General features: G+C 47.9%; 11 protein-coding genes, 1 tRNA gene and 3 rRNA genes. 7 read left to right on the plus strand and 8 right to left on the minus strand.

Annotated elements, in window-relative coordinates; genetic code table 11:
* Nucleotides 1-272: 272 nt before the first annotated feature.
* Nucleotides 273-1,649 (plus strand): protein translocase subunit SecD, encoded by a 1,377-nt coding sequence (secD, locus tag AC27N8_RS18235; RefSeq protein ID WP_487068818.1) that lies wholly within the window; start codon nt 273-275, stop codon nt 1,647-1,649.
* Between the two features lie 12 nt (nt 1,650-1,661).
* Nucleotides 1,662-2,954: a protein translocase subunit SecF gene (gene secF / locus AC27N8_RS18240; protein WP_487068819.1), complete on the plus strand. Its 1,293-nt coding sequence runs from the start codon at nt 1,662-1,664 to the stop codon at nt 2,952-2,954.
* Between the two features lie 211 nt (nt 2,955-3,165).
* On the opposite strand, the gene AC27N8_RS18245 is transcribed toward secF, so the two are convergent.
* From AC27N8_RS18245 to AC27N8_RS18255, 3 genes are all read right to left on the minus strand, one after another.
* Nucleotides 3,166-3,807 carry an HD domain-containing protein gene (locus AC27N8_RS18245; RefSeq protein ID WP_487068820.1) on the minus strand — a complete coding sequence of 214 codons (642 nt, stop codon included), beginning with the start codon at nt 3,805-3,807 and terminating at the stop codon, nt 3,166-3,168.
* 160 nt (nt 3,808-3,967) lie between these two features.
* Nucleotides 3,968-4,555, minus strand: coding sequence for a CHAD domain-containing protein (locus tag AC27N8_RS18250; protein ID WP_487068821.1), 588 nt, complete (start codon nt 4,553-4,555; stop codon nt 3,968-3,970).
* Nucleotides 4,542-6,005, minus strand: a complete 1,464-nt coding sequence (locus tag AC27N8_RS18255; RefSeq protein WP_487068822.1) for a Ppx/GppA phosphatase family protein — start codon at nt 6,003-6,005, stop codon at nt 4,542-4,544. The genes AC27N8_RS18250 and AC27N8_RS18255 overlap by 14 nt, the downstream gene beginning before the upstream one ends.
* A gap of 288 nt (nt 6,006-6,293) precedes the next feature.
* On the opposite strand from AC27N8_RS18255, the gene AC27N8_RS18260 reads away from it, so the two are divergent.
* A tRNA-Leu gene (locus AC27N8_RS18260) sits at nt 6,294-6,380 on the plus strand.
* A 246-nt stretch (nt 6,381-6,626) separates the two neighbouring features.
* On the opposite strand, the gene AC27N8_RS18265 is transcribed toward AC27N8_RS18260, so the two are convergent.
* Nucleotides 6,627-7,298, minus strand: coding sequence for a ferritin-like domain-containing protein (locus AC27N8_RS18265; RefSeq protein WP_487068823.1), 672 nt, complete (start codon nt 7,296-7,298; stop codon nt 6,627-6,629).
* Between the two features lie 520 nt (nt 7,299-7,818).
* Between AC27N8_RS18265 and AC27N8_RS18270 the strand changes: the two genes are divergently transcribed.
* Complete coding sequence (locus AC27N8_RS18270; protein ID WP_487068824.1) at nt 7,819-8,226, plus strand: hypothetical protein; 408 nt, start codon at nt 7,819-7,821, stop codon at nt 8,224-8,226.
* 383 nt (nt 8,227-8,609) lie between these two features.
* On the opposite strand, the gene AC27N8_RS18275 is transcribed toward AC27N8_RS18270, so the two are convergent.
* Nucleotides 8,610-11,589, minus strand: a 23S ribosomal RNA gene (locus AC27N8_RS18275).
* Between the two features lie 307 nt (nt 11,590-11,896).
* A 16S ribosomal RNA gene (locus tag AC27N8_RS18280) occupies nt 11,897-13,377 on the minus strand.
* 744 nt (nt 13,378-14,121) lie between these two features.
* Between AC27N8_RS18280 and rrf the strand changes: the two genes are divergently transcribed.
* Nucleotides 14,122-14,238: ribosomal RNA gene (rrf, locus tag AC27N8_RS18285) — 5S ribosomal RNA — on the plus strand.
* 265 nt (nt 14,239-14,503) lie between these two features.
* Nucleotides 14,504-17,449 (plus strand): ATP-dependent helicase, encoded by a 2,946-nt coding sequence (locus AC27N8_RS18290; protein WP_487068825.1) that lies wholly within the window; start codon nt 14,504-14,506, stop codon nt 17,447-17,449.
* Between the two features lie 78 nt (nt 17,450-17,527).
* Here the strand turns inward: AC27N8_RS18290 and AC27N8_RS18295 are convergent, their stop codons facing one another.
* The gene (locus tag AC27N8_RS18295) at nt 17,528-17,980 is read right to left on the minus strand and encodes a lipocalin-like domain-containing protein (protein ID WP_487068826.1); all 453 of its coding nucleotides are present in this window, start codon (nt 17,978-17,980) and stop codon (nt 17,528-17,530) included.
* Nucleotides 17,981-18,271: 291 nt separating this feature from the next.
* On the opposite strand from AC27N8_RS18295, the gene AC27N8_RS18300 reads away from it, so the two are divergent.
* Nucleotides 18,272-18,790, plus strand: a complete 519-nt coding sequence (locus tag AC27N8_RS18300; protein ID WP_487068827.1) for a DUF4126 family protein — start codon at nt 18,272-18,274, stop codon at nt 18,788-18,790.
* A gap of 69 nt (nt 18,791-18,859) precedes the next feature.
* Here AC27N8_RS18300 and AC27N8_RS18305 read toward each other — a convergent pair whose 3' ends face one another.
* Nucleotides 18,860-20,191 carry an MFS transporter gene (locus AC27N8_RS18305; protein ID WP_487068828.1) on the minus strand — a complete coding sequence of 444 codons (1,332 nt, stop codon included), beginning with the start codon at nt 20,189-20,191 and terminating at the stop codon, nt 18,860-18,862.
* Between the last annotated feature and the right edge of the window lie 197 nt (nt 20,192-20,388).

The raw sequence follows: 20,388 nt of genomic DNA on the forward strand, positions 1-20,388 counted from the left end.
ATCATATACGTAGTAGTGAGATCTCAAGAGCATAAAAGATTTGCAATCTCCTTAAACACATGTGTATAGCTTGTATGTATAGCTATAAAGAGTTGAACAGGATATGCAACAGAGTTCAATTATGTTATACTGCACTGCAATAAGGTGGGCGTTCCCATGTTTCTTTTGTACACTAAAATCTTCTACCTATGCGTCCGATGGGCAGAAACTGGGGGCATTCTTGGTACGCTCCTTGGAAAAAATTCAACCAATCCAGTGAGAGGAAAATATTTATGCGGCGAGGAACACTTGTACTCCTCTTCTTTATTATTTTGCTGGCCGTGGGCGCATCATTTGTCGTCTTCTGGCCCAACACAGTCTATCATCGCTTGACAAACCCCTTTACAACGACCCTCGGCCTCGACCTACAGGGTGGTGTAAGTGTCCAACTTGAACCAAAGGATGGACAAAATGCAACCATAGATCAATTACAAACCACTGCGGATGCATTAGAAAATCGTGTGAATGGCTCTGGTGTCAAGCAGTCAATAATACGTGTGCAACAAGGAACTGGAGTCAAAAGCAGTATTATTGTTGAGTTACCCGGCTATAGCGGCAATCAACAATCAGCATTCAGCACCCTCCTACAAACAGGTACGCTAGAATTTTGGAATACTGGCTCAACTGGCTTACAAGACGGGGCAACATTCGATCCAACACAATATACGTCCACGAATCCAAACGGCAAGCCACAGTTTACTGGTAATGATCTCGACCCATCTGCACTCAGTGTTGGTCAAGATCCTAACACAAGCGCCTACCTTATTCAATTCCAGATGAAAACAAGTAATGGCGCGGCCACCAAATTTGGAAGATTCACTGCTGATAATATTGGTAGTTACCTCACAGTAACGCTCGATAAAAAAGTTGTTACTTCAGCTGCTATCAACAGCGCGATCACTGGCCCCGGCCAAATCACAGGAAATTTCACTTCAGCACAGGCACAACAAACAGTCAACGTCCTCAAATATGGCGCACTTCCTGTAGCACTTACCCAGACAAGTTATCAGGTGATTGGTGGCACACTAGGTGCGGAAACAATCCAGCACAGCATCATGGCTGGTGCCATTGGCTTAGCGATAGTAGCGCTATTCATGTTGTTCTACTATCGTCTACCTGGTTTCCTCGCAGACATTGCACTGGTACTTTACTCATTAGTGACATTTGCAATCTTTAAAATGATCGGTGTCACGATGTCAATGGAAGGCATTGCAGGTTTTATTCTATCCATTGGTATGGCGGTAGACGCCAACGTCTTGATCTTTGAACGCGTGAAGGAAGAACTGCGAGCAGGCAGACTACTCGCATCCGCCATTGACATAGGTTGGAAACGTGCCTGGCCGTCAATCCGCGACTCAAATACGTCTACAATGATTACTTGCGCTGTACTCTATGGCTTTGGTAGCAACTTTGGTGCCACCAGTATTGTCGGTTTTGCCACCACCCTCTTCCTGGGTGTTGCCATCAGTATGTTCACAGCCATCGTTGTCACACGGACCTTGTTGAATCTGCTGGTCCCCACTGGCGTCATCAACCATCCTGCACTGTTCGGAATTCCCGCCAATGCCATTCCAAGTGTAAAAGTGGCACGACGAAATAGCGCGGCATAGAGGAGGCTTGCAGTGTTACACTTAGTCAAATACCGCAAACTATTCATTCTGTTCTCACTGATCATTATTGTGCCAGGCATAATTTCGCTGATTCTCTTTCAGCTTAACCTTGGAACAGATTTCGTTGGTGGAACGAATATCGTTTTGCGTCCGCAAACCAAAGTCGCTGATTCAGATACGTTAGTCAATCTCCTCAAACCATTCAATTTGAAGAGTGAGCAGGTGATCCTTGGTACTGATCAAGGCACCAAAACCAATATCGTCTGGATTCGCCTGGATAAGATAGAGACGCCAGCCATTACCGATAAAGTAACGGCGGCGCTCAACAAAAAGTATGGTACGCCAAATCCATTGAAAGTTGATATTTCAAATATCACTACAGATGGTAGCACACCATATACGTTGCTAACGTACACAAAATTCACCAGCCTACCAAAAGCAGCTGATATTAAAACTGTACTGAATACGATCAATACGGGGACAGACGCAAAAAATCCAACCAGATTGGGCGTCAAAGATGTACAGGTAGGTGATAATTCCCAGACAATCAATATTCTCTCTCGCACAACCTCTGACCCTTCGAAGAAAAGTAGCAGCAATTCAGTCAACCTGGCCGATGTACAGGGTGCCTTTCTAAAAAATGGCGGCCCATACTTCTATGTGGAAAGTACCAGTTCAGTAGGGGCTGACGTTGCTGGTAGAACAGTCGAGATGGCGTTCCTGGCAGTCGCAGCTGCTTCGATCCTCATTTTGTGCTACGTCTGGTTCTCATTCCGTAAAGTGCCCAAGGCGCTACGCTACGGCGTCTGTGCTATCGTCGCTCTACTCCATGACGTGCTGGTCGTGCTCGGCATCTTCTCCATTCTGGGGCATTTCCTCAATGTCCAGGTCGATGCACTGTTCATTACGGCGCTATTAACAGTGATCGGTTTCTCAGTCCATGACACGATCGTGGTGTTTGACCGTATCCGCGAAAACATGCAGCGCAGTACGAATGAGTCATTTGAAAATGTGGTTAATGCAAGCTTGATTCAGACAATGGCTCGCTCGTTAAACACATCACTAACTGTAATCTTTACAATGTTAACGCTGACACTCTTTACCGCTGAAAGTGTCTCGGTTCACATTTTCACACTGGCTTTGCTGATCGGTATCACCAGTGGAACTTACTCTTCAATCTTCAATGCTAGTATGCTACTAGTCATCTGGGAGAAAGGTGAGTGGGGATTTAATCGCTTACAGGGCAAACGCGAGACAGCAACCGTTAAAGCAACCGAAGCCCGCGAGTTTGCATCCACACACTAGTACACAGGTCTATAAATAACCTGACTGGTATGTTACAGCAAAGACCCGATTGGTATTCCTAATCCCTTCAGTAGATACAGGTTAGGAATACCAATCGGGTCTTCTGTCGTAGTCTGGGAATAAGGTCAATGGAGCGATCCGATCGCTAGCTGCGACACGAACCACGAAGCTGTACAGCGCTTATCAAAAAGGCATAGCCAGCACGTCGTGATTAATCAGCGAGGACAAAATGCAGTTTCCGATGAAACACCTTCTCAAATAAATCAGCCTTTTCCTGAGCATGCTCTAATTCCTGATCCAAATCGGAAAGTGGACGCACCCACAGTTGAATAGTCCATTCTTTGTCATTACAATTTGTCGGGTCAACAGCAACACGTAATACACGCCCATCATGATTATAGTCAAGTGCATCAGCAATTCTCAGCAATGCAGAGAGACGCGATACGCGTTTGCGAGCTGACGATGACAAGGCAGCATATTCCTCATGATCAGTACTGGGGAGCGCTCGACGATGATAACGTGCGATGCAAGCGATCTCATGACGTTGCTTTTCGGTAACACCGGGCAGAGGAGTGTCTCTAATCAGACGATACGAATGCTTATGATGGCGACGAGATTCAATCATCATTCCCGTATTGTGCAAGAGAGCGGCGCGTTCCAGTAAGCGCAAGGCACGCTTGCCAGCGTGATGCATCGGACGTGTAGCTTCAAATAGCTGTACAGAAAGTTGCACTACATGACGAGCATGAGGCCAATCTTCTACAAGTAAGCCCCCGCTTAAAGTGAGTTCTTCTTCAGTCGGCTGATCATACCTCATGCAACTTACTTCTTCTACAAAATCTTGTAACATCATGCACAATTTCCTCCTGAGTACAAAACAATTTCACGTATGCAGGCAGACAATTCGATCCATAGGTATTCCCATAACTACCGATACTACTATCTCCCTATTATTACGCTCACAGAACCAAAAAATGTCACCAGGAGTTATCTTCAAAGCACTATGCAAGAACCTATTCATCAACGAGTAAAGCAGAGACTTTACTCCGGAAATCCAGTCCTTTGAGTTGATACCAATGTTTATGAAAAGCCTGATACTGATCTTCTCTCTGCTGCTGAAGATAGATAAGATGCATTTCCAGACCTTTCCGTTGCAGAGCAGAGAGTATCGTAGGCGACCCCAGAACATGCGCGACCAGTTCAGGATTGACAAGGGCAGATCCTTTAGATGGATGCTGGGCCACTGCTATCAGCGCATGCTCATAATCAGATCCACTATCCAGCCCACCCAGGTAGAGGCGTAGCAAAGCAATCATCACATCGCTATCATGCAACGCCCCCAATTCTTCCTGCATCTGCTCGACTTCCTTGAGAATCTCGCTACATGCTTCTTGAGGAAATGTCGCCCCAAAGATCTCCAGAGTATAACGCAGGCGCTTGGCGGCAATCCGTAAACTATGCAATTCATGAATTGCATATGAATCATCAACAAAGTTCTCCCAGCTATACAATTCTTCCAGGCGTGTCCTGGCAATGATCCGTGCATTTTGACCTGTTGGAGCTTCGGCATCAAGATGAGCAATGATTTTAGCTTTTGACATTATGCGACTCCCCTTCAGGTAAACATGCCTCTACTTGAGAAAGAAATGCCTGATGATCCCACGCCAGCAAATATTTCTCTAGTTGTTTTTGATGCTGCTGACGATACTGGATCAAGCTATCAATAAGCCAGTTACCCCCCGCCTTTTGCGCATCGGATACGTTCTTCGACTGTTGTTGTAAATTGGCAATCATCACATCGGTATCACGAGCCATACCCAGAATGTCAGCGGTCTCTTTCACTTGCCGATAGACCTTCTTAAATACCTTGGGTTGGCAGATAGATTGATAAGCATCCATCACAGCACGCAAGCGACGAGAGGCAACACGCATCTTATGTACAGCCTCAACATCCTCATGCTTCAGAACAACATCGGTCCAACCAATCATTGTTTCCGCCCGCTCGCGAAACATCCGGCGACCCGAGTCAGCAAAGACTTCGTAATAGGTCACTTGTGAAGACCCCATCACAACATCCTGAGAGGCGAATTGTGCCTGTTGGCGAGCCTGTTCAAGCCAATCATCGCCATAACGTGCGTATGCCAGCGCCAGGCCCTCACGAATCCCATATGAGCTAATCTGTAACTCATCCAAATGGAATAGATCAAAGATCGCCAGCAAAATCAAAAGCCCAGCAGAAACAATACGAGCGCGTTTAGTATCAAGTTGATAGCGTTGAGCGATCTCCTCTGCCGGCAGAGCCCAGAGGAGTCCCTCACAGCGAAACAGATCCTCCTGGGTCAGAGAGGTACGATTAGAATCCAGGCCAAAGGCACGCTTCGACAATTCAAGCACCGTGTTAGCGCTTCCACCAGTCACAAACAACACTGGTGGAAAAGTTGACACCCTCAAACCATTAAGATAGGTACACAAAAAGGCTCGTGCAGTCTCTTGATCGTCTTTCGTCGGTGGATCCGCCCGCAGATAACGATCATGTAACCAACCAGAACCAATCGACAGCGAGGTATGCCAGTAGATGTCCATATTGCGAGCAAAGACCAGCTCAGTACTACCACCACCGATATCCATCACAGCAACTTGCTCAGGGACATGAGGAGTTTTACTCAACGCATAAGTCGCACCATAAAAGGTTAAGATCGCCTCAACATCTCCCCCAATACATTGGACCTCAATACCAGTTGCCTGCTTAACATCCTGTAAAAATTGATCTTTATTTTTCGCCTTACGGATCGCTTCGGTCGCAATCGCCAGTATAGGCTGCGCCGAATGTTTCTCTGCTAAGGATTTAAAGCGACTCAGTACAGCAATCGCAAGCTCGGTCTTTTCAGCAGAGATAGATCCTGTAGCGTTGACGCTCTCTCCAATCCGCACCAGGGCCTCGTCGGCCTCAAGAATATCCAGGCCGTGAGGAGAAGCATCAGCCACCACAAGACGCAGAGTATTACTCCCAATATCTATAGCACAACAGACATGTGCAGTTCGTTCTTGCATAAAAAACTCCCAGTCTTGTATCCCGTAGATTCATGCCTATACATGAATACTCAATCCACCAAACTTTTCATATTGTATCGCTATATAAGCTCGTTATCTTAAGGATACGACTACTATTATAACATGAATCTAGTCTTACTATGAGGCAGCGCTCTAAAAAAGAAGGGCATATCAATGCATAATACAACTACTCTCAACTGCCTACTCAGCAACTCAAAAAAAGTTCGTTAAACCTATTGACAGCTGAGAGTAGATCCTGTATTATATGTCCATCCCGGAAGGGAACAAGCCGAAATGGTGAAATTGGTAGACACGCAACGTTCAGGGCGTTGTGCTCGTAAGGGCATGGGGGTTCGAGTCCCCCTTTCGGCACCAGCAACCACCTGAAGCCCACTTAAATGTGGCTTCAGGTGGTTTTTTTCTGCACTGATGTAGCAATTATATCCACAACGATTATCGAAGCTGAACCTCTGATCATAAAGTTCGTACTGGATGCATCTATCGAAGTCAAAACCGCCAGGATATCTCTGGCATAACTTATCCACGTTCATCTGCATCACTACAGACAATATCCCTTACCGAGCAGCCAAAGATGTCTATTCGGTAAGGGATACCTCAGCATTAGTAAAACCTGGGTACGTTGATATCATAGAACGAGGCTTCGAGGTATTCTAAGAGCAGAGCAAAGTTGAGAATGTCAGTGTCATTAGCCAATGTCTTCGAAGGATCAGGTCCACCATTAAGACTACCAATAAATGGCAAAACGTCTGCAACCACTTTTGCTTGAGCAATAGGCTTATCAAATGAGCCATTCATACTCAACGATTTACCAAGTAGAGCGTTGAGATATCCAGCATGACGTGCTTCGATGGTCGTAATCGAGGCTGCTGCTGCGAGATAGTCTTTGTTGCTGATCGCTGGAGCCGCCAGCAGATACGCGCCGACTCCGACGTTTTCAAAAACTTGAGCGAGTTGAATGAATTTATCGACGCTACTTTGTTTGAGATCTTTAAAAGTTGGCTTGGCTCGGGCAGAATTACCAAGAGCTTGTATTAAAAAAGAGACGTGCGCGTCTTCATCAGCTTTTATCTCTCGAAATGCGCTATGAGCGCTTAGATTTTGAGCATCTTGCGTGGCTGCATGGACAGTCTGAGCAACAAGAGCACTGGTCGGGATGATAATTGTTGCGCTAGCAACAGTTGTAATAACCGAGTTACGAAGAAAATCTCTCCGCGAGTTATGCTTGAGGCTCAATGAGTTATTCTCATCGGACTGTTCAAATTGCTGTGACATACTTCTCCTCATTCTCTTTCACTAAATCTCTCTGATGAAGTCATAATTTCATGATTTCTTTTTCAAAAACGTTTCCTATTCCAAAAAAGATCCAATATATATTTTCTATCACAATCTCTTCTAAACTGATGTATAACTTTTGATGCTCAGTTTAGAAAAGAGATTCGCTTGGGGATAGGATGCAGCATGTTTGAGATACATCGGATAATAAGACACAGGTCAACTTTTAGCTGACAAATTTATTGCTATCAGCCATCAAAAATACTACTTTTTCGCGTTTAAAATGATGATAGCTATATAATAGTAGCGAAGTCTTGGGAACAGAATTTTTATGTATGAAAAAGCAATAGTTGTCGGGCAGACTTAGATATAAGTGCCAAAATGTCAAGGAAGAAGCCAATCGCGTAATTTAGCGAGTATATTGACAGGTGTAACAATTGCCAATTACATAAAATATTGTATATTAGTCTATGAAAGAGTTATTCATGTTGGACGGCATTTTGATGTCACTGGAGGTACCATGAATTTTGGATCACTGGCGGTAAAAGCGCTCCTAGTTATCGTCTTGTTATTTCTACTTTCTCTCGCAGGAGCTATTATATTTCCCGATATTGCTTCTATCACAAATAGTACAGGCTCAGGGATCACAGGTTTTCTTTTACTTGTTGCCGCCATACTTGTACTTGCAGTCATCGGAAGTCTACTTGGAAGAGGAATACGTAGCATAAAAAAACCGATTGAAGTACTCCTTTTGTCATTCGTCGGAGCCTTTTTTATGGGAGCTGCCCTGGCACTTTTTGCAGTATTAAACATACCTTTTGCTATTCGTGTCAATTTGAGTTGGTTAGGAACCAGTTGGTATAGTCCATTGCTAGCATTGCTCTTTATCGGAACACCTCTTATGCTCATATTTTTAGTGGCCGAATAAGCAATTATGTAGAAATATCCAAGCAGTACAATCTGAACGACTGAACCGACGACTGGGCCAGCGAGCAATCAAATGGATACAGACAGGTAGAGCGGATGCTTTATAGTACTCAAAATATTACTATGAATGCATCCCTTAGCTACTATTTAATCGCTCGCGTCTTAGTCGTTTTTATCTCTTCTTTGCAGAAATATATCTCTATGGAAATTTCATATTATGAGCACAACAAAAAAAAGACCTTACTCATGTGAGTAAAGCCTCTCTTCTCGAAAGAGTACATACTGCATAGGATCTGTCCTCAATTTTGCCGAGCCCCTCGTGCGATCAGCCGATACGCTGAAGCAGAGAACCCGCATTCAAAGTCCATGATGAAGATACATTGTTGAAACAAGCCGCTCGATCATTAGGGCGACTTCGCTGCGTCCGTTACCGGATGTCCACGTGTCGTCTATCTACCAAGTCGTCTGCTTGGGATCTTAAACACTCGAAAGTGTTGGGAGAACTCATCTTGGGTGCGGCTTCGCGCTTAGATGCCTTCAGCGCTTATCCCTTCTTGACATAGCTATCCAGCTGTGGCCTGGGCAGGCCAACTGGCACACCAGCGGTCAAGCCATCTCGGTCCTCTCGTACTGGAGATGACGCCCCTCAATTCTCCTACGCCCACGACGGATAGAGACCGAACTGTCTCGCGACGTTCTGAACCCAGCTCGCGTGCCGCTTTCATGGGCGAACAGCCCAACCCTTGGGACCTACTCCAGCCCCAGGATGCGACGAGCCGACATCGAGGTGCCAAACCTTGCCGTCGATGTGAACTCTTGGGCAAGATAAGCCTGTTATCCCCGGGGTAGCTTTTATCCGTTGAGCCACACTCCTTCCACTCGGGAATGTGGGATCACTAAGCCCGACTTTCGTCCCTGCTCGACCTGTCCGTCTTGCAGTCAAGCTCCCTTCTGCCTTTACACTCTTATGGGTGATGTCCATCCACCCTGAGGGAACCTTTGGGCGCCTCCGTTACTCTTTGGGAGGCGACCGCCCCAGTCAAACTACCCGCCTGACCTTGTCTGCGTCCCGGATCACGGTGACGCATGAGACACAAACTGTATCGAGAGTGGTATTTCACTGTTGTCTCCCCTACCCCCACAAGGATAGGTTCTCCGACTCCCACCTATGCTACGCACGATCCACCTCGTATCCAGATCAAGGTGTAGTAAAGCTCCACGGGGTCTTTTTGTCCTGTCGTGGGTAACCCGTATCTTCACGGGTACTTCAATTTCGCCGAGTCCTCTGTCGAGACAGTGCTCAACTCGTTACTCCTTTCGTGCGGGTCGGAACTTACCCGACAAGGAATTTCGCTACCTTAGGACCGTTATAGTTACGGCCGCCGTTCACCGGGGCTTAGATTCGCAGCTACGATCACCGCTCCTCGTAACCTTCCGGCACTGGGCAGGAGTCAGCCCCTATACTTCCGCTTTCGCGTTCGCAGAGACCTGTGTTTTTGGTAAACAGTCGGTTGAGCCAATTTCTTGCAACCCCCTCACGCCATCTCCGAAAAGACATCGCTACTAGGGCACCCCTTCTTCCGAAGGTACGGGGTCAATTTGCCGAGTTCCTTAACAGAGGGTCGCTCGATCACCTGGGGAGATTTCCCCCTGCCTACCAGTGTCGGTTTGCGGTACGGGCGGAGTAGGCTTCTGGCGAGAGGCTTTTCTTGGCGGCGTAGGGCTCAATGACTTCCGCAGTCTTGCGACCGCTCGCTGCACTGGTCACGCACAGGACTCCGGGATTTTCCTCGGCGTCGCGCTTCCATATACAGACCCATCCTGTCCATTCGATGGGCTCACCTTCCTTACCGCGTCCCCCCATTGCTCGTAACGAAGTACTCCGGTGCAGGAATGTCCAACCTGCTTTCCATCGCCTACGACTATGACGTCCTCGGCTTAGGACCCGACTCACCCTGGGACGATTGACGGTGCCCAGGAACCCTCAGGCATTCGGTGTGTCTGGTTTTCACAGACATGACGCTACTCATTCCGGCATTCTCACTTCTGGACGCTCCACCAGTTCTTTCGATCTGGCTTCTCTGCCTCCAGAACGCTCCCCTACCAACCCTACAGACTCCAAGGAGACTGTAAAATTCCATAGCTTCGGTAACGCGCTTGAGCCTCGATACGTTGTCGGTGCCACTCCACTCGACCAGTGAGCTATTACGCACTCTTTCAATGATGGCTGCTTCTAAGCCAACATCCTGGCTGTTTGGGCGAAATGACTCCCTTTGACACTAAGCGCATATTTAGAGACCTTAGCTGATGGTCTGGGCTGTTTCCCTTTCGACAATGAAGCTTAGCCCCCACTGTCTCACTTGCATGCAATCTGTCCTGGCATTCGGAGTTTGGTTGGGTTTGGTAACCCGCAAAAGGCCCCTAGCCCATTCAGTGCTCTACCTCCAGGATAGTTCTCAATCATGCAGCTGTACCTCAATACATTTCGGGGAGAACCAGCTATCTCCGTGTTCGATTGGAATTTCTCCCCTATCCACAAGTCATCCCCCAGTTTTGCAACACTGGTGGGTTCGAGCCTCGACGGACTGTCACATCCGCTTCACTCTGCTCATGGATAGCTCACACGGTTTCGGGTCGCATCGCCGCAACGGTCGCCTTGTTCAGACTCGATTGCTCTGTGGCTCCCCAACTATACCGTTGGTTAACCTGGCTACGACGATGCACTCGCCGGATCATTCTACAAAAGGCACGCCATTAGCCCTTGGTCTCGCAAGAGACAGTGGCCTCTGACTGCTGGTGAGTACGTGGTTTCAGGGTCTCTTTCATCCCCCTCTCGGGGTGCTTTTCACCTTTCCCTCACGGTACTTGTTCGCTATCGGTCGCTGAAGATGTTTAGCCTTGGAGGGTGGTCCCCCCAGCTTCCCACAAGGTTTCACGTGCCTCGTGGTACTCAGGATACCGATCCACGTTGACAAACCGTCCTCTACGGGACTCTCACCCGCTCTGGTGGCGCTTTCCAACGCCTTCGAGTAGTTCATCATTGCTTGATATCGGTCCTACAACCCCGGTTGTTCCGAAGAACCTCCGGTTTGGGCTGCTCCCGGTTCGCTCGCCACTACTACGGGAATCTCGGTTGATTTCTTTTCGTCGGGTTACTGAGATGTTTCAGTTCACCCACTGCCCCCCGTCACTGCCTATGTGTTCAGCAGGCGGTTTCCAGACATCACTCTGGAAGAGTTGCCTCATTCGGAATCTTGGGGCTCATCGCTTGCATGCAGCTCCCCCCAAACGTTTCGCCGGTCTCCGCGTCCTTCTTCGGTCTTCAGCGCCAAGGCATCCACCTCGTACTCTGTGTAGCTTGTTCTCTACATCTTTGTCATGTCTTGAATGCTTGACATTTTATCTTTTGGTGATAAAAACTTTCGATCCTCTGCTTCAGTTTCGGCTGACCACACATTGTGCTCAGCAAAATTGAAGAGATATCCTATGCAGTTGTAAACGTGCAAGATTGGCGCACACCACAAGCCGTAGCCCGTGGGGCGGAACCCCAACCTCTGGAGAGTGGAAACCAGCGCAGATTGCTGGACAGATGTACCATGTCCTGTGTCGACCTGGAAGTGCGTCACCTTAGATGCGTCCTTCGTTGAAGGACAGTGACGGTAGCTCCCTAGAAAGGAGGTGATCCAGCCGCACCTTCCGGTACGGCTACCTTGTTACGACTTCACCCCAATCACTGACCCCACCCTCGACGCTTGCCTCTCCGAAGAGTTAGCCCAGCGGCTTCAAGTGTTGCCAACTTTCGTGGTGTGACGGGCGGTGTGTACAAGACCCGGGAACGTATTCACCGTAGTGTGCTGACCTACGGTTACTAGCAACTCCACCTTCACGGAGGCGAGTTTCAGCCTCCGATCTGAACTGAGGCCAGGTTTGACGAGATTAGCTCCCCCTCGCGGGTTGGCAACTCTTTGTCCTGACCATTGTAGCGTGTGTGTCGCCCAAGGCGTAAGGGCCGTGCTGACTTGACGTCATCCCCGCCTTCCTCCATTTTGAAATGGCAGTTTCGTTAGATCACTTCAACTAACGACAGGGGTTGCGCTCGTTGCGGGACTTAACCCAACATCTCACGACACGAGCTGACGACAGCCATGCAGCACCTGTGGATCCGCTCCGAAGAGACAGCGCATTACCGCTGGTGCAAATCCATGTCAAGCCTTGGTAAGGTTCTTCGCGTTGCATCGAATTAAACCACACGCTCCGCTGCTTGTGCGGGTCCCCGTCAATTCCTTTGAGTTTTAATCTTGCGACCGTACTCCCCAGGCGGACCACTTATCGTGTTAACTGCGACACTGAAGGGGTCGATACCCCCAACGTCTAGTGGTCATCGTTTACGGCTAGGACTACCAGGGTATCTAATCCTGTTCGCTCCCCTAGCTTTCGCACCTGAGCGTCAGGTACTTCCCAGGACACTGCCTTCGCCATTGGTGTTCCTCCGGATATCTACGCATTTCACCACTCCACCCGGAATTCCGTGTCCCTCTGAAGCCCTCAAGTCAGACAGTTTCCAGAACACTTCGTCGGTTAAGCCGACGACTGTCACTCCAGACTGATCTGACCGCCTGCGTGCGCTTTACGCCCAGTAACTCCGGACAACGCTCGCCTCCTACGTATTACCGCGGCTGCTGGCACGTAGTTAGCCGAGGCTGATTCCTCTGGTACCGTCCGTTCTCGTCCCAGAGAAAAGCAGTTTACGATCCGAAAACCTTCTTCCTGCACGCGGCGTTGCTCGTTCAGGGTTGCCCCCATTGACGAAAATTCCTCACTGCTGCCCCCCGTAGGAGTCTGGGCCGTTCTCAATCCCAGTGTGGCTGATCGTCCTCTCAGACCAGCTATCGATCGACGTCTTGGTGAGCCATTACCCCACCAACAAACTAATCGAGCGCAGGCTCATCCCAGGGCGTCTTTGCAGACTTTGCTCTTTGCGGAGCGTATGCGGTATTGTCGGCGATTTCTCGCCGGTATTCCTCACCTCGGGGTAGATTGCCCACGTGTTACTCACCCGTCCGCCACTCTCTGATTACTCAGAGCGTTCGACTTGCATGTGTTAGGCACGCCGCCAGCGTTTATCCTGAGCCAGGATCAAACTCGCCATCAAATGTTTTTATAAAACACCCCATCACAGCGGACGAGATGCGAAAAAGCATATGCGTTAAGTTGCGATCATGACCAAGTTACATTAACATTGGCTATAAATTCGCAGAGATTAATGGTCACCGCACATGACATGCGGGACCGAATTGACAGGAACGTGAAACACCTGTGTGTTCCAGTTACTGTTCTGCTTTCCACTCTTCAGTTGTCAAGGTACAATCTACGAAAACGTCTGTTTTCGTGTGGATCGAGCGTTTCGTTATTTTGTGTCTCGCTCGTTCCGTAGCTGTAGTATCGCATATCCCTTGTGCTTTGTCAAGCGTTTTCCGAGCAATTTTTGCGCGGTTCCGAAAACTCGTGATTCGTGTCGTCCGGCCTGTCAAGACAGGTCAGAGGACCGAAAAAAGAGCCGACGCATCCTACAGGAAAGTCTCAACCAATGTTGGGAAGGTCCAGCGAGATGAATCTCGGAGAGCCACCTTAACGTGGCACAACTGATACGTAAGGACAGGAGCACGTTCTCTTGCAGAAGATTCGGTGATTGTCGCTTTTTGACAGCTTTGTGATTATGCCACAGGCATCGTACACCTGTCAAGCCTTATGACTATCAGTTTCAGAGCCCACAAATTACTGCCATCAAAAACACTAAAGGACAAAAGACGAAAAAGCACGTTTTTATTGGGGGTTGACAAGTGGCTATAACTGTAGTAGTATTCTTTTTGTAAGAAACACCTGTATGTGCAGGTGAGCTGGTGACGTTAGCGAAGAGGGCACACCCGTTCCCATCCCGAACACGGTAGTTAAGCTCTTCCTCCCCGATGATACTATGTGGGCAACTGCATGGGAAAATAGGAAGTCGCCGTCTCACCCGCCCACATGGGTGTTTTTTCGTGAGCATTTTACCACTATCCTCATATATACTGACCTTTTTCTACCCCCATCACGATGCTAACCAACCTTCCAGGTAAGAACGACACCTCCACGAGTGAATATTTGACTATGCAACTTACTTTTTCCTATTCAGCTGATGCCTGTGCGTATATATCTATATGCAGCCATTGGTGATAGGAAAGTAAAACGGCTTTTTCCATCTCTAAAAGTCGTTCAAGTTGTGTAGAAAGAATAGCATAGTGATCATTGAATCAAACAATCTTATTGCGCCAGCATTAGCACAGCACTATCGCATGAATGAAGCTCAAATCAAGATCATTTCCCATAAACGGGGACCCTTACGCGTTGTAGCCGGACCTGGATCGGGGAAAACTTATAGCCTGACACTGCTCGCTATGAACTTACTACTCTGCGAGAACACACCTGCAGAAGGAATCATCTTATGCACATATACTGAGAGAGCGTCCTACGAAATACAGGATCGATTATTGGATATCGCACACAATATCAATTATCGAGGGGACTTATCGAATATCAAAATTGGCACTATTCATAGTATCTGCAAGCAGCTCATCAATCGGCATTTAGACCACACGCCGCTTGGCAATAGCTACGAGACATTGGATCAATTCTCGCAACGATTATTGATTTACCGCTCGTTACCTTCACTATGTGGGACGCGTATGCTGGCTTTCTTGAGAACAGAATGGGGATCAGAGTGGCAGATCGCCAGAAAGCTCCAATTTCTACTTGACAAGATTGCGGAAGAACTTATCTTCGAAAAGCTGCTGGAGAGGTTCCCTCAACCCATCATCGATGATGCCAGCGACCAAAAGACGATTGCGAGCTTTATGCCTCTCATCTATCAGAGATACAGGAAGATACTGGCAGACAGCAATTATGTCGATTTTGCGCACCTACAGAAATACGCCTACGACCTGCTCCAAGAACCAGATGTATTTAAGATGATTGCCAGTGATATCCGCTATGTGCTCGTTGATGAATATCAGGACACCAACTATATCCAGGAAAAAATCTTGAGCGCCCTGGCCGCGTCCACTGAAGACAACAACCTTTGCGTTGTCGGAGATGAGGACCAGGCTCTCTACCGCTTTCGAGGAGCAACGGTACGCAACATCCTTGAATTTCCCCAGACCTTTGAACAGTGCCATGACATTCAACTCACAACCAATTATCGCTCTAACGCCACCATTATAGAGGCATGTAATCAGTGGATGGCCTCACTGGCTGCTTCCCTAACCCAAACAGATACCTCATCCACAACGACCATCTTTCGGACCGAAAAAACGATCCGGGCGGCACCACCTGATAGAAATCTTGAGTCTTCAGGCGAAGCAAGTATCGAACATCTAGCGGTTGTCACGCTGATCGGTCGCGATATCTATGATGAAGCTGAAAAGATCGCACAGTTGGTTGCCGACTTGAAAAAGCAGGGGAAGATCCAGGATTATAGTCAAGTAGCATTGCTGCTCCATAGCGTACGCGCAACATATAGTAGCCCATATATAGAAGCATTCAACAAGCAGAATATTGCAGTCTACTGCCCACGAGCGCGAGAATACTTTCAACGACCAGAAATTCAACTCCTGATAGGTTGTTTCACGCAGATTTTGCACTTTCATGATGCTGATTTCGCAGATGAACAAGAACAATTTATCGAATATATCAGGTTATGCAAACAAATTTTCATTCAACACAGCCTGAAGTACAGCGACCTCAAAACCGAATTACACACGATTGATCAGGAACTGCTATCCGAGCAAAATCAGACAGCTGCATCCGATAAACAACTCGCAGACTGCTTCTATCGCCTGCTCGCCACCGACGCCTTTGAGCCATTTCGTACTGAAAAACTCGCCTTATCCAATCTCGTTCTCTTCTCCGAATACCTCAAAATTTTTCTCACCAGCTTTCAATATCTATCGCTTAGCAATAAAAATCTGCACGCGATCCAATATGACTTCTTCCATAGCTTTCTCTACCTGCTCCACATGGATGGTGTAAATCAGCTCGAAAATCCAGAGGACCTTGTGCCTGAGGGGCACGTACAAATCATGACTATCCATCAGGCAAAAGGGCTGGAATTCTCGGTGGTGATTGTTGGACGTCTGGATAGGAATCCGTCTCTGAGCAACACAACAGATCGGCCCATCCAGGACTACTACCATCGGCCCCAGCATGAGCCTGAAAAGCATATCCCGGCCTTCGACCTCAGACGACTCTTCTACGTGGCTTTCTCTCGAGCCAAACAGCTTCTCGTATTAAGTGCCTCGAAGGAGCCGCACGCACAATTCAGAGCTCTTTGTCAGAGTGTGCCATCATTAGAATACAACTACAATGCCCTCTTAGACATGTCCGCCGCTGAAACCCATCAACATCATAAGCCGCTCAAGCGTCGCTTTAGCCTGACAGGTCATATCACTAACTATGAGACCTGTCCCAGACAATTTGAATTCCTGCGTGAATATGGCTTCCAGCCTGCTCACGCCGCCAACACCTTTTATGGACAACTCATCCATCAGACCCTGGAAGCCGTTCATCGTATCGCGCTCGAACGCTCGTTGAAAGCTCTTGATGACAAGAAGCTTGATTACTTATTCGATCGGACCTTCTATTTCCTGACGTGTACTGGTCTCACACCACTCGACAAAACATCGCGACAGAAAGCCCGCACGCAAATCTTCCGCTACGTGGATCAGAACCAGGACGAACTAACAAATATCCATGACGCTGAGTACAGTTTTCAAATTGAACAGGACGAGTATATTCTGACTGGCAAGATGGATTTATTGTTACAGAGCAAAAATGGCTTCGAAATCATCGATTTTAAAACTGGCCCACGTCCCGCTCCAGACGCCGCAGTCCTGGCATCATACAAACGACAACTCTACCTCTACGCATACGCACTCGAACGGCGTCTGGGACAGCTTCCTGAGCGACTCTCTTTATATTGGACCGATGAAAAGGACAAGGAGGATGCTCGTATGACAATCCCTTATCATGAGGATGATATTCAGCAAGTGAGCAATTATTTTGATACGATTAGCCAGCATATTCTTCAGAAGCACTTTGAGGTTGTCACACCGCCAGAGCCAGGCGTCTGCCGAAGCTGTGATATTCGCCATCTATGTGCAAAAGATGGCATCATTCCCCAATTTGAATAGAATATGCTAATTTTTGCAAAAGAGACACCGATCTACTGATTTAACATCAGCAGATCGGTACAGCCTGAAGACAGGGTATCAGTGCGCGCTATGCTGACGATGCCAGATAAGATAACTTGTTCCCTGTTTGCCTGCCAGTAGTAAGGGCATAGCACGCAGCACAAGCGTATCATCGTCAAGTGACTCGATATACCGAAGTTGCTCCTGACCCATCCAGTTGGGAAACAGGCTGATGTCTACATGATGGATAACCTCATCTCCGTGTATGCTATATGGACCACAATATGACAGATAGGTTCGAGCAGCTTTAGCTTGCTCCTCCACGGTTCCGCCAAAAATATCATTGCCGGTAAAAGGCGATCTTTCCCGCTCACTAATCACGGCAGACATAAAACCATCATCAGTGTACATCAGATAGCCCTGTGGATATTTGCCATAGGGATATTTGATATCTCCGTCACTATAGCGAACCTCGACCGAGCTGAGCATCCAGGTGCCCACAAGTGCCGTCGATGAAAGCGTTTGAGTCATATCTCCTCCCTTCTCGCGTACATACTTGTCTGTTGTCACTCGCCAATACATTGATAAATGCGCATATTCATTAGACTCAAAATATAGCCGGGCTTAAAAATATCGCGAGCCCACAAAAGCAACGCACGCTCCCCCGCTTGCATAGTTCGTGTACACTGAATAAAATTACATGTGAGAAATCAATAGCAAATCCAGAAAGCCCAATCCGCATCTAATAATTTCTTTGAAACGTGTAGGATAAAAGCAATGCAGGTCTATAGTCTAGAAAGGTAAGGCATCAGGATGAGTGCCATGAATACAGATAGCGATAAACCGTACATTGTGGGAGATTTTACGCCACGCGCTCTGACTTATGAGGAAACCTCCGCAACCGCAATCACCTTAAAGCATGCTTCATGGCTTGGGATTGTGGCAGGGTTACGTTCAATGACGCCATTAGCCGCTCTCACCTGGACCGATGCTGAAGCGGCTCCCTGGCTAAGAACGCTGACAGCTACACTTGCGGTTGGCGAATTTATTGGAGACAAGCTTCCTTTTACACCAAGTCGTTTAAAGGGTGGAGCATTGATCGGCCGTTTGGCTCTGGGCGCAACGGCAGGAGCCTTACTTTGTAAGCGTCATAAGCAGCCGCTACTCGACGGAGCGATACACGGAGCACTTGGTGCTGCCCTGGGTTCTGTGGCAGGCTATAGCTATCGTACAATCCTGTCCAGCGCGACAGGCATTCCCGATGTATTCTGGGCCATCGGCGAAGATGCAGCTGCACTTGGCTTAAGCGTACGTGCAACCGCATCTGATCTTAACAAGTGAACATGAGACACAACATATATTCTTTTACTATGCGCCGTCAGGAATCGTCAAACGTGGGACAATCACTCCTCAGCTGGATTGATCTTCAGTCTCTCTTAAGGTTCCTAGACGGCGCATTTCGGGCCACAGCAGAGCCACGCCAATCACCACAATAATCGTCCCAATGCCTCCACCCACGACTGCGAGTAACGGACCAAAAAACTGTGCTGCCAGACCTGACTCAAAACCACCTAACTCATTTGAAGCACCAATGAAGAGCGCATTCACCGCCGAGACACGACCACGCATCTGATTCGGAGTTCTCGTTAACAACAACGCACTTCGAATCACCACGCTAATATTATCCAGGCCACCGAGCAGAAAGAGCATCGCCAGAGACAGCCAGAAAGAATGCGAGAGACCAAAAACAATCGTAGCGGCACCAAATCCGATCACAGCCACAAGCAATGTCGGGCCAGCATGCTTAAAGGGTGGACGACGTGTCAGCACAAAGGCCATACACAAAGCACCGATTGAAGGGGCCGCACGTAGCCAACCCAGACCTGTAGCACCGATGTGGAGGATACTAACAGCAAAGATTGGAAGCAGAGTCGTTGCGCCTCCCAATAAGACTGCAAACAGATCCAGAGTAATTGCAGCCAGCAAGACTGGCGTACTTTTCAAGAAGCTTACACCTTCAAAGACCGCCTTCCAACTTGACGCTTCTTTCTCAGCGGGTCGCACGACAGGCTGATAGCGAGCACGTACAAAGAGGAGGAAAATGGCAAAAAGGAGAGCCGCCAGAGCATTCAGGATATAAATCAGGGTTGTTTGATGAAAAATACCAATCAGCATACCACCAAGACCTGGGCCGATTACCGAAGCCAGTTGCCAGGCACTACTATTCCAGGTAGCCGAATTTTCAAATGCCTCCTCAGGAACCGTCTGAGCGGTCAAGGCAGCACTTGCAGGATTCAGGAAAGCAGTTGCGATACCCATCAATAATAGACAGGCGTAAATAAGGATAATCGAGCCATCATTAAATGATAATACCGCCAATCCTAGCGATGATACAATCAAAGCAATCTGACCAGCCAGTAAAATACGCTTCCGATCGAAGCGATCCACGATGTGACCAGCCGGCAAGGATAATAAAAGCACGGGAATAACCAGCACCAATCCAACTCCACCCAGAACCAATGCTGAATGCGTTCGCTCATATAATTGCCAGCCTAAGGCAACTTCAACCATCCGATCACCCATCGAGACAATAAATGTACCAATGACTAGCAACCGGAAATCAAGAAAACGCATGGCCTGATAGGGATCGTGGGCTTTGGCTGGCTGGATGATGACTTCCTGTTGAATACCCTCTGAAGCAGTTGAATTCATGCGCTGATCGTCGTTATCGACAAGACTCACGTAAAGTACCTCTTAACTATTCCACCTGGTGGATGCAATGACCCGATTGAAGAGCAACAAGATAAAGATAACTCTATCAATCTATTGGGAATGACGCCATACTTGAAGATTGGAGATAAAGGATAATACTCTCTACTAGAAACTATATCATAAAAATAGTTTAGTCTTCATCGTACGCTAGCGAAAAGGCGAGCTTA

Source organism: Dictyobacter sp. Z7_2, assembly GCF_057551105.1.

Excerpts from the sequence above, each read along its gene's own strand:
- secD (WP_487068818.1), top strand. The coding sequence starts at position 273 with ATGCGGCGAGGAACACTTGTACTCCTCTTCTTTATTATTTTGCTGGCC.
- AC27N8_RS18245 (WP_487068820.1), bottom strand. The coding sequence starts at position 3,807 with ATGATGTTACAAGATTTTGTAGAAGAAGTAAGTTGCATGAGGTATGAT.
- AC27N8_RS18250 (WP_487068821.1), bottom strand. The coding sequence starts at position 4,555 with ATGTCAAAAGCTAAAATCATTGCTCATCTTGATGCCGAAGCTCCAACA.
- AC27N8_RS18255 (WP_487068822.1), bottom strand. The coding sequence starts at position 6,005 with ATGCAAGAACGAACTGCACATGTCTGTTGTGCTATAGATATTGGGAGT.
- AC27N8_RS18265 (WP_487068823.1), bottom strand. The coding sequence starts at position 7,298 with ATGTCACAGCAATTTGAACAGTCCGATGAGAATAACTCATTGAGCCTC.
- AC27N8_RS18270 (WP_487068824.1), top strand. The coding sequence starts at position 7,819 with ATGAATTTTGGATCACTGGCGGTAAAAGCGCTCCTAGTTATCGTCTTG.
- AC27N8_RS18295 (WP_487068826.1), bottom strand. The coding sequence starts at position 17,980 with ATGACTCAAACGCTTTCATCGACGGCACTTGTGGGCACCTGGATGCTC.
- AC27N8_RS18300 (WP_487068827.1), top strand. The coding sequence starts at position 18,272 with ATGAATACAGATAGCGATAAACCGTACATTGTGGGAGATTTTACGCCA.